Here is a 26,157-nt window from a genome sequence, read left to right on the forward strand (position 1 = left end):
GGGCGACTCTCTGTGCCGGTGCTGAATGTTCTGGCGCTCAGGCGGCGGATTCAGATTTGTTTTCGTCAGGCTGTGCGGGCGTTTCAGCGGGCGCTGGTTCCGGGGCAACCTCAGGCGCTTCTTCCGGTGCGGCTTCAGGCGCAGGCTGGGGTTCTATCTCCGGGTTGGCCTGCTCTGGCAGTTCCTCAGGTGTTGAGGGGGTGATTTCAGGGTCACCCTGACTCACATCACTGGATACCGGTGCCAGAGCTTCCTCGGGGATCTGGGGGTGCCCCTTAATGCTGAGTTCGCACAGTAGCAATTCAATGCGTAGGCTCACATTGCGAGTGTTAGCCTCGAACATCTGGTTGATAGCGACGTCTTTATGCTCGCTGCGAAACAGTTTGTTCGGCTCGCGGCCATCGGTCCATTCGCCGCTTTTACTCAGGAACTGCTGGTGCTGATTGGTCAGCACGTACACATGACTCATTATGTTGGGCAACTTTGATGCTGTGACAGAAAGGCAGTTTAGCGACGGGGGCTTTATGGCTCAAGAACTCCGTTAGAGCGAAAGCGGTAAATGCCTGCTCTAACGGGTTAAGTGAGGAAATCTGTGATCTTTACAGGGTTTCCAGGGGATAGTTGTCCGGGTAGGGCAGGCGCGCACAGCCACTGTCTACGGCGGCTCGAGCTACGGCCGAAGCCACCTCAGGCAGTAAACGCGGGTCGGTTGGCTTGGGCAGGATATAGTTGGGCCCGAAGCTGAGTTCGATACCGCCATAACCTTCGCGCACTGAATCCGGTACCGGCAGGTGGGCAATTTTGCGGATCGCCTCGATCGCTGCCAGCTTCATCTCTTCATTAATGCGCGCAGCACGAACATCCAGGGCACCCCGGAAAATAAACGGGAAGCAGAGGACGTTGTTAACCTGGTTTGGGTAGTCGGAACGGCCTGTGGCCATAATCAGGTCGTCGCGCACACTGTGAGCCAACTCGGGCTTAATCTCCGGGGTGGGGTTAGAGCAGGCGAAGACCACCGGTTTTGGGGCCATGCGCTGTAGCTGCTCGGCGGAGAGCAGGTCCGGGCCGGATACCCCGAGGAATACATCCGCACCGGCGATGGCATCGTCGAGGGTGCGCATATCGGTATCCCGTGCCCACTCACCTTTGTAGGCGTTGATATCCGTTCGACCCGAGTGGATAACCCCACGGCTGTCGAGCATGGTGATCTGCTCTTTGCGCGCTCCGGCAGCCAGCAGCAGTTTGCAGCAGGCGGTCGCAGCGGCACCTGCGCCCAGGCAGACCATATGCACTTCACTGATTTTCTTACCCTGAATCTCCAGAGCATTGAGCATACCGGCAACGGTCACAATGGCGGTGCCGTGCTGATCGTCGTGAAAAACCGGTACCGGGCAGCGCTCGATCAGGGTCTCTTCAATATGGAAACACTCTGGCGCCTTAATATCTTCGAGGTTGATACCGCCGAAGGTGTTGGCGATTGAGGCCACGGTCTGAATAAACTGCTCCGGGCTGCTGGCATCAACTTCGATATCTACTGAGTTGATATCGGCAAAGCGTTTAAACAGCAGTGACTTGCCTTCCATCACGGGTTTTGAGGCCAGCGGGCCCAGATTGCCGAGACCGAGAATGGCACTGCCATTGGAAATGACTGCTACCAGATTACCTTTGCCGGTGTATCGATAGGCTGCTTCTGGGTCCTTGGCGATTTCTCGCACCGGTTCGGCGACGCCGGGACTGTAAGCCAGGGACAGGTCTTCCTGGGTTTCGGCAGGGGTCGTCAGTTCTACTGAAAGTTTGCCGGGACTGGGGAGCGCGTGGTAATCGAGCGCTGCCTGGCGCAATGAATCCGTCATTTGGGGGCTTTTCTCTCGAATACTGTGGACAACACTTAAGTGTTATCCCGGTTACTGCGGGGGCCAGAGAATAACCGAGGGAAGCTTGGCGCTACAAGCGTGAAAATCTGCAATATATGGTACGGACTTCTATTTTTATCGTGCTTGTCGACGATTTTCGGGATAAATAGCCGCAATATTTTGATTTATAAGGATAAAATGGTCGCCAATAGCGGTAAGGTTAAGCGATTCAAGTCGATTTTGATTTTGTACACAGACGCTTACGGCTGTTGGGTATGATGGGGAATGAATAGATACAAAAAAGGCACCATCGCAGTGCGAGGTGCCTTTTTGGAATGGACCCTGCCGCAAGCGGCGGGCCCACTCGAGCGAAGAGCCCGGATTATTTGCCGATACGGCTGCCGAAACGCTTCTTGAAACGGTCAACACGACCACCAGTGGTAGCCTGCTTTTGCTTGCCAGTGTAGAAAGGGTGGCACTGGGAGCAAACGTCGATTTGCAGGTCTTTGCCCAGAGTGGAACGGGTTTTTACAACATTGCCGCAGGAACAGGTAGCGGAGATGTCGGTGTAGTTAGGATGGATATCTGCTTTCATGATTGCCTCTTTTCGAAACCGCCACTCGATCTTTTGCCGAGCACGGCATCGTCATTGGTGCAGGAACCAGTATGGTTCCAGGCTGTTTAAAAAGTCGGCGCATACTATCAGATTAATGTCGCGGTTCAAGCACAATTGGGTGGCGAAATAACTGAGGATGGCCACTTGTTAGCATTGCACAACAGCTTTGATAACAATTGACCTCATTAATTCCTCTGTGACGCCTAAGTCGCCAATTCGGCCTTAACAGTCATTATCCCCGACGAAGCCCTGCAACTTGCCACATCTGCCATTACACTAGCGCCTTTTGTTTGAGTGAGTGGGGGCCAGGTGCAGGAGTCAGTCCAACAAAGAGTCATTTTAAGGCTGGCAGTGCCCGTGCCCCTGAGGCGCTTGTTTGACTATTTGCCGCCAGAGGGGCTGTCGCCGGAGTCACTGCGGCCCGGCCAGCGCCTCTGGGTGCCCTTTGCCGGGCGCAAGTTAGTGGCAGTACTGTTGGATATCGTGCAGGAGTCGCCACACAGCAGTTTGAAGCCAGCGCTGGAACTGGTGGATTCGGAGGTTCTGTTTGGTGATGGCAGCCGCAAGCTGCTGGCCTGGATTGCCGACTATTACCAGGCGCCCCTCGGCGAGGTCTACGCCGCTGCCCTGCCCGTGGCACTGCGCAAAGGTAAGCCGTCTGATCATTGGGCGGAGCAGTGGCTTCAGCTCACGACAGAGGGAAAGGGCTTGCCGAAAACTGCACTGGCGCGCGCCCCCAAGCAGCAGGCTCTGTTCCAGTTGCTGTTGAGTGATGGCAAGCAGAGCCGAACCCACCTTAAGACCCTCGGCCACAATACCCCCGTGATCCGCGCCCTGCAGGATCGCGGCCTGGTGGAGTGGATTCCAGGCCCTACCGTACCTGCGCCGCTACCCGCAGCAGAGAGCACATCGGCTCCGGAGCTGAATAGCGAACAGCAACAGGTGCTCGACAGTATCGATTGCAGCCGCTTCTCTGCCTCACTGCTGGAGGGCACCACCGGCAGTGGCAAGACCGAAGTTTATCTGCGCCTGATGCAGCGGGTCCTGGATAGCGGCCGCCAGGCATTGTTACTGGTGCCGGAGATTGGGCTTACGCCGCAAACGTTGAGGCGTATTGCTGCACGATTTCCCAAGCACAGTATTGCGGCGTTGCACTCAGGCTTGGCTGACGGCGAGCGCGCTCAATCCTGGTTGGCGGCAGCGGGTGGGCAGGCAGATATTGTGATCGGCACCCGCTCAGCCATTATGACCCCCCTGCCCAGGCTCGGCGTTGTGATTGTCGATGAAGAGCACGATGCCTCTTTTAAACAGCAGGACGGGGTGCGCTATTCGGCCCGGGACTTGGCCGTGGTTTTGGGGCGCAATAATAATGTGCCGGTGGTTTTGGGTTCGGCCACGCCCTCTCTGGAGACCTTGCACAACGCTTTGAATGGGCGCTATCAACACCTGCATATGCGCTATCGCGCCGGTGATGCCAAGCCACCGCAAATTCACGTAGTGCCGACACTGCGGGAGCCTCTGGAAGAGGGGTTTTCTTCCCAGGTGCTGCGCCATATCGGCGATACGCTCGCGCGGGGTGAGCAGGCCCTGGTGTTTATCAATCGGCGCGGCTTTGCCCCCGCGCTGACTTGTGATGATTGCGGCTGGCTGGCGGATTGCCCACACTGCTCGAGCAAGCTGACTATGCACCGGCGGCAACGCCAGTTGCGCTGCCACCACTGCGATTACCGCCGCCCGCTGGTTGATAGCTGCCCACAATGTCACAGCCGTTCGATTTCGGCCCTGGGTGCCGGCACGGAACGCAGCGAGGAACTGTTGGCCCGTCGCTTTGCCGACTACCCGGTGATACGTGTGGACCGGGATACCACGGCGAGCAAACAGGCGCTGGATAAATTGTTAGCACCGGCGCGAGAGGGCGAGCCCTGCCTGTTGTTAGGAACCCAGATGCTGGCCAAGGGGCACCATTTGCCCAAGGTCACTTTGGTAGTGATCCAAGATGCCGATGGCGGCCTGTTCAGCGCAGATTTCCGCGCGCCAGAGCGTACCGGCCAGTTATTGGAACAGGTGGCGGGTCGTGCGGGGCGCGGCAGTCTCAGTGGGCGGGTATTGGTTCAGAGCCGCTTCCCCGAGCACCCGCTTTTACAATTGCTGCTGGAAAAAGGCTATGGCGCTTTTGCGCGCCAGTTGCTGAGGGATCGCACGGTTGCACAGTTGCCTCCCGCGAGTGCTATGGCACTGGTGAGAGCGGAGTGTGAAGAGCCTGGTTGGGCCGAAGAGTTTCTACAAAATGCGCGACTCTTTATGCAGTCCCTGGCACCCCCCTCGCCGCAGATCCAATATCTGGGGCCGGTGCCGGCACTACTGGAACGCAAATCCGGGCGCTTCCGATTTTATATTCAGGTCACCGCACAAAACCGAGCCCACTTACAGCCGCTGCTGGCGCGAGTGTGTGCCTGGGCGGAGGGCAATAAAAATCGCCGCCTGCGCTGGGCTGTGGATATGGATGCGCAAGAATTATCGTGAATATGCGCTGGGTTACGCGCCCGGCACTAAATTGGCGGTACAATTCACAAACCGCTAAAACTTTGCAGGGAAGAAATTTTCGATGAGCCGTCGCACCAGTAATCGCCGCAGTAAAAAAGCCGCAGGCAAACCCGCATGGGTTTGGTTTGTCCTGGGGAATTTTGTCGGTGGCTTTGCGGTGGCCGTACTGTTTCTTCAGGGCATGGACAAGGACAGCCGGGGAATAAGCAGCATTAAGCCAAAGGCGGTGCAGCAGCGAGAGGAAACATCGCCTCAACCGCGTTTTGATTTTTATACAAAATTAAAAGAAAACGAAGTCACGGTACCCCCGCCCAAAGTGGCACAACCGGCGCGCCGCAGTGACTCCACCAACAATTCCCAGAGCAGTAGCTCATCGGAACCCGATCGCAGCACCCCGGCACAGGTATATATCCTGCAGGCGGCGTCGTTTCGCGATGCTTCTGAAGCGGAGCGCCTGCGCGTTGAGCTGACCCTGGCCAACCTGGATGTCAAAGTGGAATCGGCCACCGATAACCGGGGTACCTGGCACCGGGTATTGGTGGGCCCTTACAGCAATCGCTCTCGGATGGCCAAAGCGCGCCAGACACTGGCTGAGCATCGCCTGATGCCGCTGGTGCTAAAACGCCCGGCGACCCAGTGACCATCAATTCCGTTTATTAAGGTATGTTGCCCCACTCAGTAATTGTGACCTCTCTTATTGAAATCGGCGCGAACCGTCCTCACTTACCTAGTCTGAAGATAATTCCCCGGCGCGGGCACTTCGATGCCCGCTGCCAGAGTACACGCGCAATCCGAGAGGTCTCCATTGGAACAGTATCGCGGAACTACTATTTTATCCTGTCGCCGCAACGGCAAAGTTGTGATTGGCGGCGACGGCCAGGTGTCCATGGGCAACACCGTCATGAAAGGCAATGCGCGCAAGGTGCGTCGCCTGTACAAAGATAAGGTTATTGCCGGTTTTGCCGGTGGTACTGCAGACGCTTTCACCCTGTTCGAACGTTTTGAAGCCAAGCTTGAGGCCCACGGTGGCCAGCTGACCCGCGCCGCTGTGGAGTTGGCCAAAGATTGGCGTACCGACCGCGCCCTGCGCCGCTTGGAGGCCCTGCTGGCGGTTGCTGATTCCACTGCCAGTTTGATTGTGACCGGTAATGGCGACGTGATTCAGCCGGAAGACGACCTGATTGCTATCGGTTCCGGTGGCCCCTTCGCCCAGTCGGCGGCCCGCGCGCTGCTGGACAATACCGATATGGATGCCCGCTCTATTGTGGAGCAGGGGCTGAAGATCGCCGGCGATATCTGTGTTTACACCAACCAGAACCACACCATCGAAGAACTGGCTTATTGATTACCGGGTACACCCTAGAGTGACCGGCTGGCGGGCTGTTTAGGCCCCCGTAAGAATTTTTGCAGGAATTTGTATGTCCCAGATGACACCCAGAGAAATTGTCCACGAACTCGACCGCCATATTGTCGGCCAGCAGGAGGCCAAGCGTGCGGTAGCCATTGCGCTGCGCAACCGCTGGCGCCGTATGCAGGTTAGTGAAGACCTGCGCGCCGAGATCACGCCGAAAAATATTTTGATGATCGGCCCTACCGGCGTGGGCAAGACGGAAATTGCCCGCCGCCTGGCCAAACTGGCGAACGCGCCCTTTATCAAGGTAGAGGCGACTAAATTTACCGAAGTGGGCTATGTCGGTCGGGATGTAGAGTCGATTGTCCGCGATCTTGTTGAGATGGCGGTGAAGCAGGAACGCGAGCAAGCCATGGCTGGTGTTGAGCAGCGCGCCATGGACGCCGCAGAAGAGCGTATCCTCGATGCCCTGCTGCCGCCGGCGCGCTCCACCGAGCCCACCGATAAGGATTCCAGTACTCGCCAGCTGTTCCGCAAGAAGTTGCGCGAAGGTGATCTCGATGACAAAGAGGTTGAGGTGGATCTGGCCGCTGCGCCCATGGGCGTAGAAATTATGGCTCCTCCCGGTATGGAGGAGATGACCAACCAGCTCCAGGGCATGTTCTCCAATATGTCCCAGGGCAAGACCCGCAAGAGCAAGCTGCCGGTGAAACAGGCCCTCAAGCAGCTCACCGACGAGGAAGCGGCCAAGCTGGTCAATGACGAAGATGTTAAGACCCGTGCGATCCGCGCTGCCGAACAGAATGGCATCGTATTTATCGATGAGATCGATAAAGTCGCCAAGCGTCAGGAGAGCGGCGGTGCGGATGTTTCCCGCGAAGGGGTACAGCGCGACCTGCTGCCACTGATTGAAGGCAGCACGGTTAATACCAAGTACGGCATGATCAAAACCGATCACATCCTGTTTATAGCCTCTGGCGCCTTCCACCTGTCCAAGCCCTCGGACCTGATTCCCGAGTTGCAGGGTCGTCTGCCCATTCGCGTGGAATTGAATTCGCTGAGCTCCGCAGATTTCGAGCGCATCCTCACCGAGCCGTCCGCTTCCCTTACCGAGCAGCAAAAAGCATTGCTGGCCACTGAGGGGCTGGAACTGCAATTTAGTGAAGACGGTATTCGCCGCATCGCGGAAGTGGCCTTCGAGGTGAATGAGCGCACCGAGAATATCGGTGCACGTCGTCTGCATACGGTATTGGAGCGCTTGCTGGAGGAAATTTCCTTTGATGCGGGCGATGGCAATACTTCGCTGAACATTGATGCCGCCTATGTGGACAGCCATCTGGGCGAGTTGAGCCAGAACGAAGACCTGTTGCGTTTTATTTTGTAAGCCAATGAAACCGCAAAAAATCCGATTAAATCGCGTAGAGAAAAGCCTGCACCTGGTATTTGGCGATGCTGAATTTACCTTGCCGGCAGAGTACCTACGCGTCTACTCCCCCAGCGCCGAGGTGCGTGGCCACGGTGCCAGCGAACCGGTGCTGGTCAGTGGCAAAATGCATGTGGGTATCGACACGGTGGAGGCGGCTGGCCGCTATGCGCTAAAAATCGATTTCGACGATGGCCACGACACCGGTATTTTTACCTGGGAGTATTTGCATGAACTAGCTGAAAACTATTCGTCCAACTGGGAGGCTTACCTACAGCGTCTGCGCGATGCCGGCCAGGGCCGCGACCCGGATGAGAGTGTGGTGAAGTTTATCGGCTAGTGGCAAATTGATCGGTAATGACAACCGCTCCCCAGGGGGCGGTTCCCCCTTCTCTCTCTCAATATCTCCCCACTCTTCTCAATAATTTATTACCGAAATAATTAATTTTTGGTACGTCTTTGCCAAATATTACCAAGTTTACGTAATTCTCTGATATTCATTGATTTTCAGAGCAAAGATATTAACAACGTAACCGGCGCGTAATTCTTTTGTCACATTTTGGAACTCTAATGCTCGCCAAATTAACGAGTTTCGGAGGCCCCCATGGCAAAAACAATTGTCCGCGCACTGAGCGCCTTTTGTCTGATTCCTCTCGCTTCCGCTGTTTCAGCGGCAACCCTGCCCGACTACCAAACCAATAGTGCCTGGTACACGGAAAGTGCTGACCGATTGGAAGAGCGCGCTTCGCTTTCCCGAGAGGCAAAAACTGCGAAGAATGTAATTCTGTTCGTCGGCGATGGAATGGGCATTTCCACACTAACCGCCGCCCGTATCCTTGAAGGCCAGCTAGTCGGTGAGAGCGGCGAAGAAAATGCGCTCTCCTTCGAAGAGTTTCCGTATACCGCACTGATCAAAACCTACAACACCAATCAGCAGACTCCGGATTCTGCCGGTACCATGACCGCCATGATGACCGGTGTAAAAACCCGCGCCGGTGTAATTAATATCGACGGCGATGCACTGCGAGCTGATTGCGCCAGCACTGAGGGTAAGGAATTAAACACCTTCCTGGAAATGGTGGAGAGCCGTGGCAAGGCCACCGGCATTGTTTCCACTGCGCGCCTGACCCACGCCACGCCCGCAGCCACTTACTCGCGCAGCCCGGAGCGCAACTGGGAGTATTCCGCCGAGGGTGATTGTTCCGATATCGCCTCGCAGATGGTTGAGGTGTCTGCCGGCGACGGTATCGATGTCATGCTCGGTGGTGGCCGCCGCAACTTTGTTACCACCGACAACGACGGTAGGCGTGAAGACGGCCGCGACCTGACCAGTGAATGGCTGGAGCGCTATGACGGTGAGCAGACTGCTGTGTACGTGGAGAGTGGCTCCGAGCTGGAAGGCGTCGATATTGCCTCCACCGATAAGTTATTGGGGCTCTTCACCAGCAGCCACATGAGTTACGATGCGGACCGCATCGCCAAGGACAGCGATGAGCCGAGCATTGCCGAGATGACCGATACCGCCATCGAGCTGTTGGAAAAAGACAGCGATGGCTACTTCCTGATGGTAGAGTCCGGGCGTATCGACCACGGCCACCATGCCGGTAATGCCTATAACGCCTTGCACGATGCCATCGCCTTTGCGGATGCGGTACAGGTTGCTTTGGATAAAGTGGATCTTGAAGACACCTTGATCCTGGTGACCGCCGACCACAGCCATGTGATGACTATCGCCGGCTATCCGACTCGCGGTAACCCGATACTCGGTAAAGTGGTCGAGAATGACAGCAGCGGTGCCGCAGAAGCGGAAGAAGGTCTTGCTGCGGACGGTAAACCTTACACCACCCTGAGCTATGCCAATGGCCTGGGTTATGCCGATTTAGGTGAAAATACCGACGCGGATGAGCGCTACGATATCGCCGCCGATACCGGACGCAAGGATCTCTCCGGCGTGGATACCGAAGCGCCGGGCTTCCACCAGGAAGCAATGGTGCACCTGGAGTCTGAGAGCCATGCGGGCGAGGACATCAGCTTGCACGCTATCGGTGCCGGCGCCGAGCGGGTACAAGGTAGCCTGGAGCAGAGCGCAGTCTTCCACGTGATGACTGCTGCGACCGACCTGTCGCTGACAGAAGAATAACTGGGGGTAATTCACCATGAGACATTTTAAGAAAACAGTACTGGCTTTCTCTGTCGCCCTACTGGCCACCGCCTGTAGCGACGACAACTCAAACTCTGACGACGTAGTGGAATTACCCGAAGAGGAGCATGTCGGTGTTTCCTCTGCGCAGAGCAACAGCAGCTGGTTCCAGGAAGCCCAGCAGGCGATCGAAGAAGCGAGCGCTGTAGAAATCAACAACACCCCCGGTGCCGCCAAGAACATTATCCTGTTCGTTGGCGATGGTATGGGTATCTCCACAGTGACCGCCGCCCGTATCCTGGCAGGTCAGCAGCAGGGCCTCGATGGTGAGGAACACCAGCTGAGCTTTGAGAAAATGCCGTTTGCCGGCCTGGTCAAAACCTACAACACCAACCAGCAGACCCCGGATTCTGCCGGCACCATGACCGCACTGGTAACCGGTGTTAAAACCAAGGCCGGTGTATTGAGTGTTGCTGAAAATGTTGCGCGCGGCGATTGTGCCGCCAGCCTCGAGTACCCGCTGACGACGGCTATTGAACTGGCCGAAGACCTGGGCAAGAGCACCGGTATTATCAGCACCGCGCGTATCACCCACGCCACTCCGGCGGCTACTTATGCCAAGGTACCTGAGCGCGGCTGGGAAGAAGCAGCCCCGGATGGCTGCACCGATATCGCCGCTCAACTGATTGAGTTTGAGGCCGGTGATGGTATCGATGTGGTAATGGGCGGAGGTCGTCGCAACTTCCTGCCCAGTGATATTACCGATATCGAAGGTGAAGCGGGGCGCCGTGAAGATGGGCGCAACCTGGTGGATGAATGGAAGGCCCGTTACGACGATGGTGTAAACAATATTGCCTACGTTGAAGACACCACTGCTTTTGAAGCCGTAGATGCCTCCGCAACCGACAAGCTGTTCGGTCTGTTTAATTCCTCACACATGGAATATGAAGCCGTTCGCGAGGACGATAAAGCCGGTGAGCCCTCCCTGTCAGAGATGACCGCCAAAGGTCTCGAGATGCTGCAGAAAAATGAGGACGGCTACTTCCTGATGGTGGAATCCGGTCGTATCGACCACGGTCACCACGCCGGCAACGCCTATCGCGCCCTGACCGATGCGGTGGAATTTGCCGAGGCGATTCAGTACGCCATGGAGAATACCAGTGCAGAAGACACCCTGATTGTTGTTACTGCGGACCACAGCCACGTGATGACTATCGCCGGCTACCCCACTCGCGGTAACCCGATTCTCGGTAAAGTGATTGGCAATGACGGCCATGGCGAAGCGGAAACCTCTCATGCCCTGGCGGAAGATGGCCTGCCCTACACGACTCTGAGCTATGCCAATGGCCCGGGCTACAGTGCCGGTGATAGCGGAGCGCGTCCGAGCCTGGTCAGCACAGATACTGCTGCCCTGGATTACCAGCAGGATGCCCTGATTCCCATGAGCAGTGAATCCCACGCGGGTGAGGATGTGGGTGTTTGGGCGCGCGGACCGGGTGCGCACCTGGTGAGCGGCACCAACGAACAAAACTTCCTGTTTCACGTAATGGCGCGCGCTGGCGGATTATTGGAACAGTAATTCCATCAGCTGTCGGTGTGGAAGACATGTTCATCCACACCGACACTTTCCCCGGTCAGATCTTGAATTGAGGCTTGGAGAAAAGCGCCCCACAGAGTGCTTCGGTCTTTTTCATGAGTAGGCTTTGTCGGTGCCGGATAATTTTTAGCACCGTGCCAAACTCACTTTGCAGCTTGTCTCCCTGAGTGATTACCAGCCGTGCCAGCAAATGGAGATCACGCCAGTCACCCAGAACTTCTCCCAACTCCTTTAGTGACTTACAGCGCTCGCCCACAGTGAGCGGATAACGCTTCCTCAATAAGCGGCTCTGGTACCAGTGATCCTTGGCTCTTTTACGCAATAGATGCAGGCGGTTTGCATTTTTGTGCCTGCGCACTTTACGCCATGCGCTTGCGGCTTTTCGGTAGCCGTGCAGGTAACCGGCTTCCGCATCGTGCCAGCCGAGCTGTTCAAGCGGCCACGATGGAATTCTTATTTGACCTTTATCGAGGAGTTTCAATGCCGCTTGAACCGCTGAGTGGTTTTGCTCTGCCTGGATCAGTTCGTCGAGGAGATGGTGTAACCGGTGAAAGTGATGTGGCGGTGCCAATCCCAGTAAAGCGATGCGCAGTGCTGTGAGGTCGCGGGTGTGGGCGAGAGTGTTTGCCAATTTTCTGTAGTGGGTATTTTCACGCTGAAAAGTGCTACTGATTTGTGGGCGGACCAGGCGCAGTAGCGCGCGAATTTTCTTGCAGCGTTTGCGCAGTTCGTGGACGGCAGTTTCCCCTCCGTTGCGGAGCAAGTATCCGTTTGCCGCCGTTACTTCTGCCTGGGCGATAGATTTGATTTGCTCGGGAAAAGGAGAGTCACATTGGAATTGATAGCTCATAGAACAGTCCCGGGTGATCCCACTAAATTTTAGTGGTTTCCGCTCTGCTTGATTTCAAGCGGTGCCCCACTGGCTCCGGCAATGTACAATGGCCTTTTAAAGTTTTCGCTCAGCAGGCATAGCATGAAGGATCGCAAGACCACCCACTTCGGCTACCAGGAAGTGCCGGTGGAAGAAAAGGCCGGTCGTGTGGCAGAAGTGTTCCACTCTGTAGCAGCCCGTTACGATGTAATGAACGACTTGATGTCTGGAGGTGTTCACCGCCTCTGGAAGCGCTTCACCATCGAATTGTCCGGGGCCCGACGGGGCCAAAGTATTCTCGATATCGCCGGGGGTACCGGTGACCTCACCGCGCGCTTCTCCCGTATTGTGGGTGCCAGCGGCCAGGTAGTATTGGCGGACATCAATGAATCGATGTTGCGAGTGGGTCGCGATCGCCTGCTCGACCGGGGAATCGCCGGCAACGTGGTGCCGGTGCAGGCGGATGCCCAGTACCTGCCCTTCCCGGACAATACCTTTGATTGCATCACGATCGCTTTCGGCCTGCGCAATGTCACCGATAAGGACCTGGCACTGCGCTCCATGTTGCGCGTGTTGAAACCCGGTGGCCGATTGTTAGTGCTGGAGTTTTCCAAGCCCCAGTCGAAGCTGTTGGAGAAAGTCTACGATCAGTACTCTTTCCGCCTGTTGCCATTTATGGGCAAACTGGTTGCCAATGATGCGGACAGCTATCGCTACCTGGCGGAGAGTATCCGCATGCATCCAGATCAGGAAACCCTCAAGGGGATGATGGCGGATGCCGGTTTTGTCGATTGTGAATTCCACAATATGACCGGCGGAATTGTCGCTTTGCACCGGGGCATCAAGCCCTGAAAAACTGCATAAGCCTATTTTTTCTCTGAGCGCAGGCACGAGGCCGTAAACCGCCATGAGCGACCCCACTTTTCGCGCGGGCTTTGATGCCGCGCTGGAAACCACAATTAATGCTGCCCTCCAGTATGACCCGGCGACACGCGAGCGCCTTTCCGCACTGGATGGAAAGACCATGGCGCTGGATTTAACCGCCCCGCAGCTACAGTTTTGCCTGTGTATCGAGGGTGACCAGGTGCGGGTGCGCCAGCACTGGGAGGGGGAAGTTACCACCCAATTGAGCGGCTCAGCGCTGTCTTTTGTACGCCTGATCAAAGACCCGGATGCAACTCCTGCCGGACTGGGGGTGTCTGTGAGCGGCTCAAGTGCCCTGCTGGCAGAACTGCAATGGATCTTGAGTGACCTGGATATCGATTGGGAAGCGCCGTTGGCGCAAGTGGTTGGCGATATTCCCGCCCACTCAATTGGCAATGTCCTGCGCGATGTTGCCCGCTGGTTGGGAGGCAACCTGAATCGAGCGCCTGAAGTGGCGGTGGAGGCTATTAGTGAGGAGTGGCAGCTGACTCCACCCCAGGCCCAGTTCGAAGCATTTGTCGAAGACCTGGCCGAGGCCTCTCTAGCTGCTGAACGGCTCGAGGCGCGCGTACGCTTGTTGGAAGAACAATTTTCCCGCAGGGAGGCCGAGTAGTTTTGCCAGTTCGTCGAAGTCTCACAATTGCGCGGGTTTTTCTGCGCTATCGTCTCGATCAATTATTGCCAGCCGAGGAGCGCCCACTGTGGTTGCGGGGGTTGCTACTTCCAGTGAAGTTGCTGCCGCAGTCCAAGATGCCACGGGGCGAAAGGCTGCGCCGAGCCTTGGAAGAGCTGGGGCCCATTTTCGTTAAATTCGGCCAACTTCTCTCCACTCGTCCCGACCTGCTACCACCAGATATTGTCGAGCAATTAGATTATTTACAGGACAAGGTGCCGCCCTTCCCCAGTGACCAGTGCACGGCTCTGATCGAAGAAGCCCTTGGTGCCAAGGTGGATGAGGTCTTCGCTAAATTTGATCAGCAGCCACTGGCAGCGGCTTCAGTTGCACAGGTGCATGCGGCTGAATTAAAGAGCGGCGAATCAGTGGTTGTCAAAGTACTGCGCCCGGGCATTGATGAGGTAATCCAGGAAGATTTGAAACTCCTGGGGGTGATCGCCCGTGGAATTGAACGCTTTGTGCCCGAAGGGCGCCGCATGCGCCCGGTGGAGGTGGTTGAGGACTATCGGCACACGATTGAAGGTGAATTGGACCTAACTCGTGAAGCGGCCAACGGCACCCAGCTCCGCCGCAACTTTACCAACTCCCCGCTGTTGTATATCCCCGAAGTGCACTGGGATTACACCCGCGAAAATGTCCTGGTGTTGGAGCGTATCGACGGTATCCCCGTCACCGACCTGGCCCAGCTTCGCGCCCAGGACACCAATATGCAGCTGCTAGCTGAGCGCGGTGTTGAGATCTTCTTTAAGCAGGTATTCGAGTACAACTTCTTCCATGCGGATATGCACCCGGGCAACATTTTCGTTTCCAGGGAGCACCCGCAACGCCCGCAATATATTGCGATTGATACCGCAATCGTCGGTAGCCTGACACGGGAAGACCAGTACTATTTGGCGCGCAATCTCCTGGCGATGTTCCGCCGCGATTACCGTATGGTGGCGGAGCTGCACGTGCAAAGTGGTTGGGTTCGCTCCGACACGCCGATCAATGCCTTTGAGTCCGCTATTCGCTCGGTCTGTGAGCCCATTTTTGAAAAACCCCTGGGAGAGATTTCCTTCGCTCGGGTGTTGATCAGTCTGTTCCAGACTGCGCGCCGATTCGATATGGCGGTACAGCCGCAGCTGGTACTGTTACAAAAGACCCTGTTGAATATCGAAGGTTTGGGTCGACAGCTTTATCCGCAGCTGGATCTGTGGAAGACTGCTCATCCATTTTTAGAGCGTTGGATGCGCGATCGAATCCACCCCAAAACAATTGTGGGTGAGATAAAGCGCTACGGTCCAGAGTGGCTTGAGAAATTCCCGCAGATGCCACAGCTGGTGTACTCAGCTCTGGAGCAGTCGCGGGAACTGGCGCCCCAGTTAGAGGTAATTGGCGAGCAGTTGGCGGGCTCGCAACGCCGAGGCTTGCGCCAATATATTCGGCGGGTCGCCGGAGTTGTGTTGGGCATTGGCGCCATCGCTGTCAGTAAGCCGGAATGGCTGGCTCAGTTGCCGCCGACTGGTTGGGTACTGGGCGTTGCTGCACTAGTGCTACTGCTGTGGCCCTAGGGCGCTTCGGCCTACACTGGAACTTCCAAGGATTGTTAGACATTGACTCAAATTCAAGCAAAGGCCGGTTTTCTCGATAAAGTCAGCTGGAACAGTGATGGCCTGGTTCCTGCGATTGCGCAGGATTTCAAAACCGGGCGGGTGTTGATGATGGCCTGGATGAACCGGGAATCGCTGGCGCTCACTGCCAGTGAGGGTTACGCAGTCTATTGGTCCCGATCCCGCAAGGGCCTGTGGCGCAAAGGAGAAACCTCCGGCTTCCTGCAGAAGGTGCGTGAATTGCGTCTGGATTGTGACGGGGACACCGTATTAATGTTGGTCGAGCAGGAAGGTGGAATCGCCTGTCATACCGGACGCAGTAGTTGTTTCTATCACCTCCTTCAAGATGAAGAGTGGCAGGTGAATCAGCCGGTGATTCAGGACCCGAAGTCCATTTATAAGTGAAACAATTATGAAAGATGTGCTGCAACAGCTCGATGCGGTGTTGGAAAGCCGTAAAAATAGCAGTGATGCTTCTGAATCCTATGTGGCCAGTCTACATAGCAAAGGCCTGAACAAGATTTTGGAAAAAGTCGGTGAAGAAGCCACTGAAGCTATTCTTGCAGCAAAAGACGCACAGAGTAGTGGCGATAATCGAGACCTGGTTGCCGAGACAGCGGACCTATGGTTTCACTCGCTGGTCATGCTATCTCACTTGGGCGCTGATTCTCAGGACGTGGTTCGAGAGCTTGGGCGCCGATTTGGTCTTTCTGGCCTGGAAGAGAAAGCTGCGCGAACTAAGTAAAATTTGAATCACTTGTGGCACCACCCCTGATGGCGGGAGTGCCCGGTAAGAAACTCAAGCCATCCTATTGAATGTAATGGAGACAATTATGGGATTCGGTGGAATTAGTATCTGGCAGTTGTTGATTGTCCTGGTCATAGTCTTACTACTGTTCGGAACCAAGCGTTTGAAAAACCTCGGAGGCGATCTGGGTGGCGCAATTAAGGGTTTCCGAAAAGCGGTTAAGGATGAAGACAAATCCAAGGATGCTGATGAAGACAAAGATGTCGAGCGTCTCAAGCACGATGAGGAAGAGAAGCCAGGCCAAGACAGTACTGTCAAAAATAAAGATAAACAGTCTCAGGACAAATAATCGGCAACGACTAAGGCGAGTGTCACTCTGTGTTTGATATCGGCTTTTTAGAACTATTGGTAGTTGCTGCCGTGGCCCTGTTGGTGGTTGGCCCTGAGCGACTGCCCGATGCGGTGCGTACCACTTCCCGCTGGTGGTCTGGTTTGAAGCGGACCTTACATAGTGCTCGCGAAGAATTGGAGCGAGAGGTTGGAGCCGATGATATACGGCGTGAACTTCACAACGAGCGCATTATGCGTGAGATTGAGGAGAGTCGTCGTGAGATGGAGCAAACCTTTAGCGAAGCCAATAAGGAAGTTCACGACGCACTTAATCAGCCTGAAAAACCACAAGTTGCAGGGACACCAGTAGAAAAACAGGCAGCTGGAGTCAACCATCCTGAGGCACCAAAGCCTGAAAAGGCGATAGAGGAACCTGCTCATCCTCGTGCAGAGCAGGAGGATTATTTGCCAGAACAGGATGAAACTGCCGAGGAGTTACAGGATCCGGAATACCCGGAGCATTGGCATGACTTTGGGGACCCGGATTTAAACCCGGACCATCCTGAAAACATCGATGAAGATGAAGAAGAAAAACAAGGCGAGAAGAAAACATCGCAACAGAAAAAAGATAGCCAGTCATGAGCGATCAGTCCCAAGATAAACATCAGCCTTTTATCGACCACCTGATCGAACTGCGTGATCGCCTATTGCGAATCCTCTTAGTCGTATTGGTCTTATTTGTCTGCTTGATGCCGTTTGCGTCTGAAATTTATAATTTTATTGCCCACCCACTACAGGAGCGTTTGGCGGGTGATGTTGGAATGATCGCTACAGAGGTGACTTCCACGTTCCTTACCCCGTTCAAAACGACTTTTATAGTTTCTTTTTTTATTGCAATCCCATTTGTGCTTTACCAAGTTTGGTCATTTATTGCCCCGGGGTTATATAAAAATGAAAAACGTATTGCTATTCCATTATTAATTAGTAGCGTCGCACTTTTTTATATCGGCATTGCATTTGCGTATTTTGTGGTCTTTCCCCTTCTGTTTGATTTCTTTGTTGGAACTGCTCCAGAAGATATTAAGGTAATGCCAGATATGCGCAGTTATCTGGATCTGGTGCTGAAGCTTTTCTTTGCTTTTGGTTTTGCTTTTGAAATCCCTATCGCGACAGTCCTACTGATCTGGAGTGGGGTAGTGGATGCCAAGACCCTGGCAAGTAAGCGCCCTTATGTGATTGTGGGATGCTTTTTAATTGGGATGCTACTGACACCGCCGGATATAATTTCCCAATCCTTATTGGCCTTCCCCATGTGGCTATTGTTTGAGATTGGCATTTTATTTGGGCGTTGGATGAAGTCTTCACCCAAAGATAAGCCTGCTACCTGAGATATAAAAAAGTCACCACTGGGCTTTCAGCGGTTAGCTTCACAAGCGCAGCGCTTGAGGTGTTGCAATTGCGCTCTCGATAGGGTTACTCACCTGAGAGCGCTAGCTATACAGGCACAACGCCGCACTCTCTTCTCAGTAGCATCAACTCCACCTCTTCCATGACAAGAAGCTTGATTACACGGTTATTTCCCAGCTGCAGGGAGATTGACCACCCTACCGGCTGTAGAAAGCCCGCTATTAGATACCAGACCGAGAGATAAACGCTAAACTACCTTGTGCTTGGTTGCCTACAACAACGATGGAAGCCTAGCTATTTATTGGAACCGGTTGCTTGTGCTGCGATGCGTTCTTGCTCGGCAACAGCTTTTTCAACATTGTTGCGAACCAAGCGAACGAAAAACGCTGCCATCAGGAATATAAAGGCAATAACGGCCAAGCTGAGAAGGCCAGAAAAGCTGGTAAACAGGTCAATTAAAGCATCCATTTTTCTCTCCAAATAGGCTAATGCTTCACCTATGCAGTCTAGGGAGCTGTAATGGAAATCTCTTGACCTAAATCAAGCTGGATCGACTTATTGTAAGAACGACGGGTTGGTCAACGCAGGGTCAGGGCTGCTAGCAGGCAGAGTAAGGACGTGCCACATAAAGAATAAAGATCGCTATTTTCTCGCCTGTCAGGCAGAAGCAGCAAAAGCGCCAAAGGTGGCATAAATAGTGCTATCAGCCCCGACAAGGGGTCGCGACTAAAACCAATAAATAGCAGTCGCAACCAGGCAACAGCACCTAAAACCAGGGCAAATACTGTTAAGACGGCTGCCACTGGTGACATGGAATAACCTTTTGCACATGGAATCGTTTGACTGGTGGGTTTCTCTAAGAAAAATACTAATAGGAAAAAGAGTGTATATCAGTATTTCTGATCTTAGGTTTTTAGCGCGCCCCAGAGTTTGGCTGCTCGTATTAGTATTGTTAGGGCTCTACGGGTGCGAGACTGCGGGCTATTACTTTCAGGCTGCAAGCGGTCAATTGCGGATACTCTCTGCCCGGCAGCCGATTGAAGAGCTGGTTCAAGACGGCAATGCCAGTGATCAACTCCAGAAGCAATTACAGCTCGTTCAGGAAATCCGTGCCTATGCAGCACAGGAGTTAAAACTACCAGTGGGGCAAGCCTATAGCTCCTATGTTCAGCTCGATGATGAGTACCCCATATGGAATGTATTGGCCGCACCAGAGTTTTCCCTGAGCCCCAAACGATGGTGTTACCCCATAGCTGGTTGCGCTAGCTATAGGGGCTACTTCCGCAAATCAGCGGCTATGGCCAAAGCAAATAGCCTGCGGAACCAGGGTTACGATGTCTACCTGGGAGCCGTGCCGGCCTACAGCACCCTGGGTTGGTTTAATGACCCTGTGTTATCAAGCTTTGTGAATTGGACACCGGAGAGACTAGCCGGACTCTTATTTCATGAGTTGGCCCACAGAAGAGTTTATGTGCCGGGTGATACCCGCTTTAATGAGAGCTTTGCTACAGCAGTGTCCGAAATTGCCCTACCTGATTGGCTTCGTAGCCAAGGTCTCTCGAGTTCTGCTGAGGAGACTAAGGCTCAGGCACTGGCGGTACGACAGTTAATGACAGCGACGCGTAAAGAGCTTCAACCAGTTTACCAATCCAACTTGCCAGACGAGGAAAAGCGCCAAGAAAAGGAGGAAATTCTGAGTCGATTGAGGCGTTGCTATTGGCGTATGGCAGCAGAGTGGTCTTACCCCGCGCGCTACCAGGCTTATATAGAGAAAACCAATAATGCTACTTTGGCGTTGGCGGCAGAATATGAATCTTTGGTTCCAGCTTTTCGTCAGCTTTATATTGATAGTAATGGTTGGGAGGATTTTTATAATGCAGCTGAAAGATTGGGTGAGCTCGATAAGGAAGATAGAGAGCAGAGTTTGTTGCAGCTGGCTAGCGAGTACAAACGAGAAAATAATATATCAAAGCAGAGTATTGATAGTGATGTAATAGCCTGTATTCATAATGGGAATTGATTTCTTAAATGGGGCTGAGTATTTCCATTATATAACAATCTGTATTTTTATCTCCATGTTGAATTTTGGGTGTCGCGAAATGGCAAATGCATGATTGTCGATACGCTTTATTTAGTAAAAAAATAGCCATGTTTAATTTTATCTTTGGAGAATAACACTAGTTGCCGGGCCATCATTTCAAGGAGTCACTCCATATTTTTAAGTTATACACTTTTATATTTTTGTAAGCGTCTTTGTTCAAGCTTTGGATATATTTATCTGATCTTATTTGATGTGATAGGTTAATAGATGTTTACATAGTTATTATTTTTTAGGGCTATCCATTCAGTCCAATTAACTATCTATGCTTATAGTAAGTACTTAAGAATCTCCCTTCCAATGTTGCTGCACTTTCGTACAGATTAGGTTTTGTCAGGATTGACTTTTTGTCGATAGATTTTCCCTGCTAGAAAAATTATAGTGCTGCTCTTTGTTAAGTTGTGTAAAGGAAGAGTTTGGTAGAATGAACAGATACGGATTATCGAAGCTTTTAGGGGCTTGCGTTGTTAGCTTAATAGTAGGCTGCAGTGGTGGAAGTGGTGGAAGTGGTGGAAGTGGTGGAAGTGGTGGAAGTGGTGGAAGTGGTGGAAGTGGTGAGGAGGGAGTTTCGCTTTCTATTCATGGCACCTTGATAGATGGGCCAACTACAAACGCTGATATTGAAATATTCATAGGTGATTCATTAGTTTCCTCACTTTCCAGTAGCGATGGTGGCTATACGGCTGAAATCGAGTTGGATGAATCTGAATCAGATGAAGTTGTTAAAATTTTTGCCACTTCTCAAGAAGACAGCAAGATTAAATTTGCGAGCACTCTAGGAACTTTTAGTTATTTAGTCGAAATCGCTGGAGATGATGGTGTTCTTGAACAATCGGAAAGTCATGCTGTAAATATTAGCAGCGTATCTACCGCTATTTCAGCAATATTAGAATCGAAAAGTGACTCAGTTATTGAGTCTTCTGATGAGTGGGATGAGGTATTTAAAAAAGTTGATGCTGAAAGAGCCTTTTCTGTCGCTGCAGCAATAAAAATATTTATAGATTACTCAGAGAGAGGTATATCAATACCTGAAGAAGTAGAAGATACCTATCAGTTTGCTTCAGATTTTGATCTTTCATCTCAATATGTATCTATGTTTATGAATCAGATGGAGGGTTTATTTAAAGAAGTTAAGGTTGCTATGGCCCAAGAACCTGGCCTGTTAGGCACTTCTAGCAATAATTTAAACCCTATTGAGGGAACATATTACCTTCCATCTGAAGGCGGAAGAATTACATTAAATACAAATGGAACAGGTGAATATCTCAATGGCAGTGGGTTAGTTGAATTGACTTGGACTCAAGGGCCTGAAGGGATATCTTTGGAGTCTGTAGAGCCCCTTGTAGAGCGTATTCCTATGGAAGTTGGTGAGTATTATCTTTCCGCTGTGAGGGAAAGACAGTTCGACCGATTGTTCTGGATGTTGGATTCTAAAAATCAAGGAATGGTAGTTTTAGAAACTTCCGATACTCTTAAATTCCCTGATTGGGCTGAGGTGGATGATATATTTGAGACAAATTATATTGCTGCAAACAGTGCTCGCCAATCTGATCTTTTGAGTCCGAAAGATATACTAGTTATTGGTAATTCATATAGTATGCCGACTCCTGATAGAGATGGAGAGGTAGTGAACTATATTGAGAATTTCCAGCCTATTTCTACACTTAATTCATTAAAAATGAGTTTCTTAGGTGATTTCGAGAGTGGTGGCAATGTGAATGTTAAAATTCCAGTTGCTTCCGGAAATGGAGAGATAATTGAGAGTGATGCTTCTGCTACCTGGATTGTCGATGATTTAGATCGCCTCGTAGTTAGCTTTTCTGATAATGAGAAATTATATTTCTCTCTTTTAAGTTTGCAGAATGGAGAAATTCTTACTTCGTTTGTAGAAAGAGTGTCTCCAGATGGGCTGCACTCCTCTGCAATATCAACTATTTTTTCAAAGGATATTGAAAGCTGGGCTGATAACGAAATTGAAGGTGTTTATATTTATCCAAAAAATTTCTTCGAGCCACTTCATAGATTCTATTTTGATATTTCTGCAGATGGTACTATTTCAACGGTATCTCTCAATGATTTAGATAATGATGGTACCATTGAAGATAGTGAACGTCAGGAGCTTTCTGGGCTATGGGAATTAAAGGCCAATGGTAATCTGTCTATCAGATTTTACAGGTCTGAGTCTGAGTCTGTGGCTGAGCCCTGTATATCAGATTCTTGGGACCCAGAGGTTGATGCAGAGTGTGCTTTATTCCAGGAGCGTGAATGGGATATTCATCAAGTAGACAGTGATGATAAGTATTGGTTTCAATACAATGTAAAATATTTTCAAGATGTTTATCTTAGCCTTTATGGTGAAGATATAGATGCGGATGAACATGTTTTAGGTACTAATAGAGTTTACCATTCTGGCTTGATTAAATTGTCTGAAAGACCATTTTAAATTCTAAAGATATGGTTTCCAGATTTAACTGAATTTTTATTTTCTGGCGACACCTTGTGTCGCCATTTTTTGTGTTGATCCAAAAATTAGATAGGTAGTTTACTGTATATCTTTTTATCGAATATTCTATTTTGAGGAGGTTGCTTTGATATTGCCAGAGTTTATGCTGTAGCATAAGCTTTAATTGTCTCAGATTAGACTGATATTTAAATTCGCAGATTATAAATCGCTTAGAGGTGCGGCCGACACCTGATGTATGAGTTCAAACGCCATACTATTTATCGTTATTTATCGTTATTTATCGTTATTTATCTAGTTGTTAAGTTTGCGCCATAAACATTACTCCCGGAATATATTTCCAGCTTAAAATGTTGTATCAGTAACTTTCCAGATGATGAGGTATAGATGTTTTTTAGATTATTTTTACTAAATCCAGCATCCGATTCGCAAATCCCCACTCATTATCAAACCAAATCAAAATCTTGGCTAAGCGATTCCCTGCTACACGAGTTTGGCCTGCATCAATAATCCCCGAACGCGGGTCGTGATTAAAATCACAGGATGCGAGGGGTTCTTGGGTGAAGCCAAGTACACCATTAAACTCAGACTCAGAAGCTGATTTTAATAAAGCATTAATATCTTCCCGACTTACTTCTCTTTGTAGTGAGACTGATAAGTCGATAGCAGAAACATTGACTGTGGGAACGCGTAGGGCCTGGGCTTCAAATTTACCTGCCAGATTGGGTAGTATTCTCTCAATACCGCGTGCCAAAGCGGTATCAACCGGGATAACAGAGGTTATCGCCGAACGCGTTTTTCTCAAATCAGTATGGTGATAGGCATCACTTACCGGTTGATCGTTCATCGCAGAATGAATAGTGGTAATGACCCCGGCCTCAATGCCGAAGGCTTTATCCAGGGCGGCGATAACTGGAACACTGCAATTAGTTGTGCAGGAGGCTGCCGAAATTACCCGTTCCTTGCCCATCAAAATATGGTCGTTCACCCCGTAAACAATCGTGGCATCGACATCCCGGCTGGCAGGTTGGGAAAATAGTACTTTCTTGGCTCCTGCGGCAAGGTGCAACTCCGCGCCTTGTCGCTGCTTAAAGCTACCGGTACATTCCAGTACGATATCTACCCGGTCCCGTCGCCAATTCAGATCTTCTAACCGTTCGCAATGAGTAACGGCAATAGAATCTCCATTAACTACAAGGATATCCTCATGCACGGAAACTTCGCCTGAGAAGCGGCCGTGGACAGAGTCGTACTTTGTCAGATGTGCAATGGTGTCGCAGTCAGCCAGTTCATTGATGGCGACTATTTGTAAGCTATCGCGGGCGCCAGACTCATAGAGTGCGCGTAAAACGGAGCGGCCGATACGGCCGTAGCCATTGATGGCAATTCTAGTGGTCATAGCACAACTTTAGGCAGGAGAAAAAATGTCAGCTCAGCGTCCCCGCGCGGCGCTGAGGCAGTGCCGCGCGGGGTTGATACCTAAATGATATTCAGTGGAGAGAACAGTATTATTTCAGCAGTTTTTCTACCGCTTCAGCCACATTGTCCACAGTGAAACCAAAGTAGCGCATCAAGTCGCCGGCAGGGGCCGATTCGCCAAAGGTTTCCATACCGATAATAGCGCCATCGAAACCGACAAACTTATACCAGTAGTCTTTGTGGCTCGCTTCTACCGCTACTCGCGCACGTACAGAAGAAGGCAGTACGGATTCGCGATAAGCTTCTTCCTGCTCCATAAACAACTCGGCACAGGGCATGGAAACAACGCGAACTTTCTTGCCGACCAGTTTTTCCTGGGCCGCCATTGCCAGCTCTACCTCGGAGCCAGTGGCAATAATAATGGCTTCAGGAGTACCCTCGCAGTCGGACAGTACGTACCCACCGCGCTCAATCTGAGCCAGCTGTGCGCTGTCGCGATCTTGAGGGGCCAGGCCCTGGCGACTAAATACCATGGTGCTGGGGCCTTCTTTGCGCGCTATTGCCATTTTCCAGCTCACTGCGGATTCAGTGGCGTCACAGGGGCGCCAAGTGTGCAGGTTCGGAGTGGCGCGCAAGGCGCTGAGCTGTTCTACCGGCTGGTGAGTCGGGCCGTCTTCGCCCAGGCCAATAGAGTCATGGGTATAGACAAAGACCACACGTTGCTTCATCAGTGCGGCCATGCGCACAGCGTTGCGGGCGTATTCCATAAACATCAGGAAGGTAGCGCCGTAGGGCACGAAACCACCGTGCAGAGCGATACCATTCATAATGGCGCTCATACCGAATTCGCGCACACCGTAATAGATGTAGTTGCCGGAGGCATCTTCGGCGCTGACGCCTTTGGAGCCTGACCAGATAGTGAGGTTAGAGCCGGCCAGGTCGGCGGAGCCGCCGAGGAATTCCGGCAGCAGCGGGCCGTAGGCGTTCAGAGCGTTTTGGCTGGCTTTACGAGAGGCAATCTTTTCTGCACTTTCCTGGCAGGCTTTGATGTACTCATCTGCTTTGCTGAGGAAGTCTGCGGGCAGTTCACCGCTCATGCGGCGCTCAAATTCGGCTGCCAGCTCCGGGAATTCTTCGCGGTAATCGGCGAGGATATCTTTCCACTCGTCTTCCTGGGCTTCACCTTTGGCTTTGGCATCCCAGCCAGCGTAGATATCTTCGGGGATTTCAAATGGGCCGTGGGCCCAACCGAGGGTTTCGCGAACCAGGGCGATCTCTTCGTCACCCAGCGGTGCTCCGTGACACTCTTCGCGCCCTTGTTTGTTCGGGGAGCCGAAGCCGATCACGGTTTTGCAGCAAATAATGGTGGGCTTATCGGTAACAGAGCGAGCTTCTTCAATAGCGGCTTTGATAGCGGCGGAATCGTGGCCATCCACATTGGGGATTACGTGCCAGCCGTAGGATTCAAAGCGCTTGGGCGTGTCGTCGGTGAACCAGCCTTCCACTTCACCATCGATGGAGATGCCGTTGTCGTCATAGAAGGCGACCAGCTTACCCAGGCCCAGAGTGCCGGCCAGGGAGCAGGCTTCGTGGGAGATACCTTCCATCAGGCAGCCATCGCCCAGGAATACATAGGTGTGATGGTCTACCAGCTCGTAGCCGGGGCGATTGAACTGGGCACCCATGATCTTTTCTGCCATTGCCATACCAACAGCGTTGGTGATGCCCTGGCCCAGTGGGCCGGTGGTGGTTTCTACACCAGGGGCATAACCGTATTCGGGATGGCCCGGAGTTTTGGAATGCAGTTGGCGGAAGTTCTGCAGCTCTTCTATCGGCAGGTCATAGCCGGACAGGTGCAGCAGGGAATAAAGCAGCATGGAGCCGTGACCGTTGGACAGTACAAAGCGGTCGCGATCGGCCCAGCTGGGGTTGGCCGGGTTGTGCTTTAAGTAGTCATTCCACAGCACCTCGGCGATATCCGCCATACCCATGGGCGCACCGGGGTGGCCGCTTTTGGCTTTTTGGACCGCGTCCATAGACAGGGCGCGAATGGCGTTGGCCTTTTCAGTGCGAGAGGGAGTAGAAGACATAAGAAGAGCTCTCTGGTTTC

The 26,157-nt window shown here is 52.4% G+C and carries 25 protein-coding genes; 17 read left to right on the top strand and 8 right to left on the bottom strand.

Annotation, left to right across the window (positions count from 1 at the left end; translation table 11 throughout):
- Positions 1-37: 37 nt before the first annotated feature.
- From ACYX4J_RS22195 to rpmE, 3 genes are all read right to left on the bottom strand, one after another.
- Positions 38-469 (bottom strand): hypothetical protein, encoded by a 432-nt coding sequence (locus ACYX4J_RS22195; protein WP_445355391.1) that lies wholly within the window; start codon positions 467-469, stop codon positions 38-40.
- A gap of 130 nt (positions 470-599) precedes the next feature.
- The gene (locus ACYX4J_RS22200; protein ID WP_445355392.1) at positions 600-1,853 is read right to left on the bottom strand and encodes a malic enzyme-like NAD(P)-binding protein; all 1,254 of its coding nucleotides are present in this window, start codon (positions 1,851-1,853) and stop codon (positions 600-602) included.
- A 382-nt stretch (positions 1,854-2,235) separates the two neighbouring features.
- Positions 2,236-2,448 (bottom strand): 50S ribosomal protein L31, encoded by a 213-nt coding sequence (gene rpmE / locus ACYX4J_RS22205; protein ID WP_108734996.1) that lies wholly within the window; start codon positions 2,446-2,448, stop codon positions 2,236-2,238.
- A 330-nt stretch (positions 2,449-2,778) separates the two neighbouring features.
- On the opposite strand from rpmE, the gene ACYX4J_RS22210 reads away from it, so the two are divergent.
- The 7 genes from ACYX4J_RS22210 (at position 2,779) to ACYX4J_RS22240 (ending at position 11,506) form a co-directional block, all read left to right on the top strand.
- Positions 2,779-4,992: a primosomal protein N' gene (locus tag ACYX4J_RS22210; protein WP_445355393.1), complete on the top strand. Its 2,214-nt coding sequence runs from the start codon at positions 2,779-2,781 to the stop codon at positions 4,990-4,992.
- An 82-nt stretch (positions 4,993-5,074) separates the two neighbouring features.
- Positions 5,075-5,653 carry an SPOR domain-containing protein gene (locus ACYX4J_RS22215; protein ID WP_445355394.1) on the top strand — a complete coding sequence of 193 codons (579 nt, stop codon included), beginning with the start codon at positions 5,075-5,077 and terminating at the stop codon, positions 5,651-5,653.
- A gap of 165 nt (positions 5,654-5,818) precedes the next feature.
- Positions 5,819-6,358: an ATP-dependent protease subunit HslV gene (hslV, locus tag ACYX4J_RS22220; protein ID WP_108734993.1), complete on the top strand. Its 540-nt coding sequence runs from the start codon at positions 5,819-5,821 to the stop codon at positions 6,356-6,358.
- A 73-nt stretch (positions 6,359-6,431) separates the two neighbouring features.
- Complete coding sequence (gene hslU / locus ACYX4J_RS22225; protein WP_476177572.1) at positions 6,432-7,748, top strand: ATP-dependent protease ATPase subunit HslU; 1,317 nt, start codon at positions 6,432-6,434, stop codon at positions 7,746-7,748.
- A gap of 4 nt (positions 7,749-7,752) precedes the next feature.
- Positions 7,753-8,127 (top strand): gamma-butyrobetaine hydroxylase family protein, encoded by a 375-nt coding sequence (locus ACYX4J_RS22230; protein ID WP_444934483.1) that lies wholly within the window; start codon positions 7,753-7,755, stop codon positions 8,125-8,127.
- A 264-nt stretch (positions 8,128-8,391) separates the two neighbouring features.
- Positions 8,392-9,927: an alkaline phosphatase gene (locus tag ACYX4J_RS22235; protein WP_444918582.1), complete on the top strand. Its 1,536-nt coding sequence runs from the start codon at positions 8,392-8,394 to the stop codon at positions 9,925-9,927.
- 16 nt (positions 9,928-9,943) lie between these two features.
- Complete coding sequence (locus tag ACYX4J_RS22240; protein ID WP_476177573.1) at positions 9,944-11,506, top strand: alkaline phosphatase; 1,563 nt, start codon at positions 9,944-9,946, stop codon at positions 11,504-11,506.
- A gap of 55 nt (positions 11,507-11,561) precedes the next feature.
- On the opposite strand, the gene ACYX4J_RS22245 is transcribed toward ACYX4J_RS22240, so the two are convergent.
- The gene (locus ACYX4J_RS22245; protein ID WP_476177574.1) at positions 11,562-12,374 is read right to left on the bottom strand and encodes a CHAD domain-containing protein; all 813 of its coding nucleotides are present in this window, start codon (positions 12,372-12,374) and stop codon (positions 11,562-11,564) included.
- A 123-nt stretch (positions 12,375-12,497) separates the two neighbouring features.
- Between ACYX4J_RS22245 and ubiE the strand changes: the two genes are divergently transcribed.
- From ubiE to tatC, 8 genes are all read left to right on the top strand, one after another.
- Positions 12,498-13,247, top strand: coding sequence for a bifunctional demethylmenaquinone methyltransferase/2-methoxy-6-polyprenyl-1,4-benzoquinol methylase UbiE (gene ubiE / locus ACYX4J_RS22250; protein ID WP_108734987.1), 750 nt, complete (start codon positions 12,498-12,500; stop codon positions 13,245-13,247).
- 55 nt (positions 13,248-13,302) lie between these two features.
- Positions 13,303-13,932: a ubiquinone biosynthesis accessory factor UbiJ gene (locus ACYX4J_RS22255; RefSeq protein ID WP_476177575.1), complete on the top strand. Its 630-nt coding sequence runs from the start codon at positions 13,303-13,305 to the stop codon at positions 13,930-13,932.
- Positions 13,933-13,934: 2 nt separating this feature from the next.
- Positions 13,935-15,545: a ubiquinone biosynthesis regulatory protein kinase UbiB gene (ubiB, locus tag ACYX4J_RS22260; protein ID WP_476177576.1), complete on the top strand. Its 1,611-nt coding sequence runs from the start codon at positions 13,935-13,937 to the stop codon at positions 15,543-15,545.
- A 51-nt stretch (positions 15,546-15,596) separates the two neighbouring features.
- Positions 15,597-15,989: a phosphoribosyl-AMP cyclohydrolase gene (hisI, locus tag ACYX4J_RS22265; protein WP_282934621.1), complete on the top strand. Its 393-nt coding sequence runs from the start codon at positions 15,597-15,599 to the stop codon at positions 15,987-15,989.
- 7 nt (positions 15,990-15,996) lie between these two features.
- Entirely contained in the window at positions 15,997-16,329 is a 333-nt protein-coding gene (locus tag ACYX4J_RS22270) for a phosphoribosyl-ATP diphosphatase (protein ID WP_282930677.1), read from the top strand.
- Between the two features lie 88 nt (positions 16,330-16,417).
- On the top strand, positions 16,418-16,681 hold the full coding sequence (tatA, locus tag ACYX4J_RS22275; protein WP_444892350.1) for a Sec-independent protein translocase subunit TatA: 264 nt from the start codon (positions 16,418-16,420) through the stop codon (positions 16,679-16,681).
- Between the two features lie 29 nt (positions 16,682-16,710).
- Positions 16,711-17,304: a Sec-independent protein translocase protein TatB gene (gene tatB, locus ACYX4J_RS22280; RefSeq protein WP_476177577.1), complete on the top strand. Its 594-nt coding sequence runs from the start codon at positions 16,711-16,713 to the stop codon at positions 17,302-17,304.
- Positions 17,301-18,050, top strand: a complete 750-nt coding sequence (tatC, locus tag ACYX4J_RS22285) for a twin-arginine translocase subunit TatC (RefSeq protein ID WP_413663789.1) — start codon at positions 17,301-17,303, stop codon at positions 18,048-18,050. The genes tatB and tatC overlap by 4 nt, the downstream gene beginning before the upstream one ends.
- A 313-nt stretch (positions 18,051-18,363) precedes the next feature.
- Here tatC and ACYX4J_RS22290 read toward each other — a convergent pair whose 3' ends face one another.
- Both ACYX4J_RS22290 and ACYX4J_RS22295 read right to left on the bottom strand, forming a co-directional pair.
- A complete protein-coding gene (locus ACYX4J_RS22290; RefSeq protein ID WP_282930681.1) occupies positions 18,364-18,537 on the bottom strand; it encodes a DUF3149 domain-containing protein in 174 nt (57 codons plus the stop codon).
- A gap of 110 nt (positions 18,538-18,647) precedes the next feature.
- Positions 18,648-18,881: a hypothetical protein gene (locus ACYX4J_RS22295; protein ID WP_444918578.1), complete on the bottom strand. Its 234-nt coding sequence runs from the start codon at positions 18,879-18,881 to the stop codon at positions 18,648-18,650.
- Between the two features lie 71 nt (positions 18,882-18,952).
- Between ACYX4J_RS22295 and ACYX4J_RS22300 the strand changes: the two genes are divergently transcribed.
- Complete coding sequence (locus tag ACYX4J_RS22300) at positions 18,953-20,089, top strand: aminopeptidase (RefSeq protein WP_475709129.1); 1,137 nt, start codon at positions 18,953-18,955, stop codon at positions 20,087-20,089.
- A gap of 502 nt (positions 20,090-20,591) precedes the next feature.
- Positions 20,592-22,610, top strand: coding sequence for a hypothetical protein (locus ACYX4J_RS22305; RefSeq protein ID WP_476177578.1), 2,019 nt, complete (start codon positions 20,592-20,594; stop codon positions 22,608-22,610).
- 412 nt (positions 22,611-23,022) lie between these two features.
- On the opposite strand, the gene gap is transcribed toward ACYX4J_RS22305, so the two are convergent.
- Both gap and tkt read right to left on the bottom strand, forming a co-directional pair.
- On the bottom strand, positions 23,023-24,027 hold the full coding sequence (gap, locus tag ACYX4J_RS22310) for a type I glyceraldehyde-3-phosphate dehydrogenase (protein ID WP_476177579.1): 1,005 nt from the start codon (positions 24,025-24,027) through the stop codon (positions 23,023-23,025).
- Positions 24,028-24,136: 109 nt separating this feature from the next.
- On the bottom strand, positions 24,137-26,137 hold the full coding sequence (gene tkt, locus ACYX4J_RS22315) for a transketolase (RefSeq protein ID WP_475709132.1): 2,001 nt from the start codon (positions 26,135-26,137) through the stop codon (positions 24,137-24,139).
- Positions 26,138-26,157 lie beyond the last annotated feature (20 nt).

The organism is Microbulbifer sp. ABM4_008, assembly GCF_056311705.1.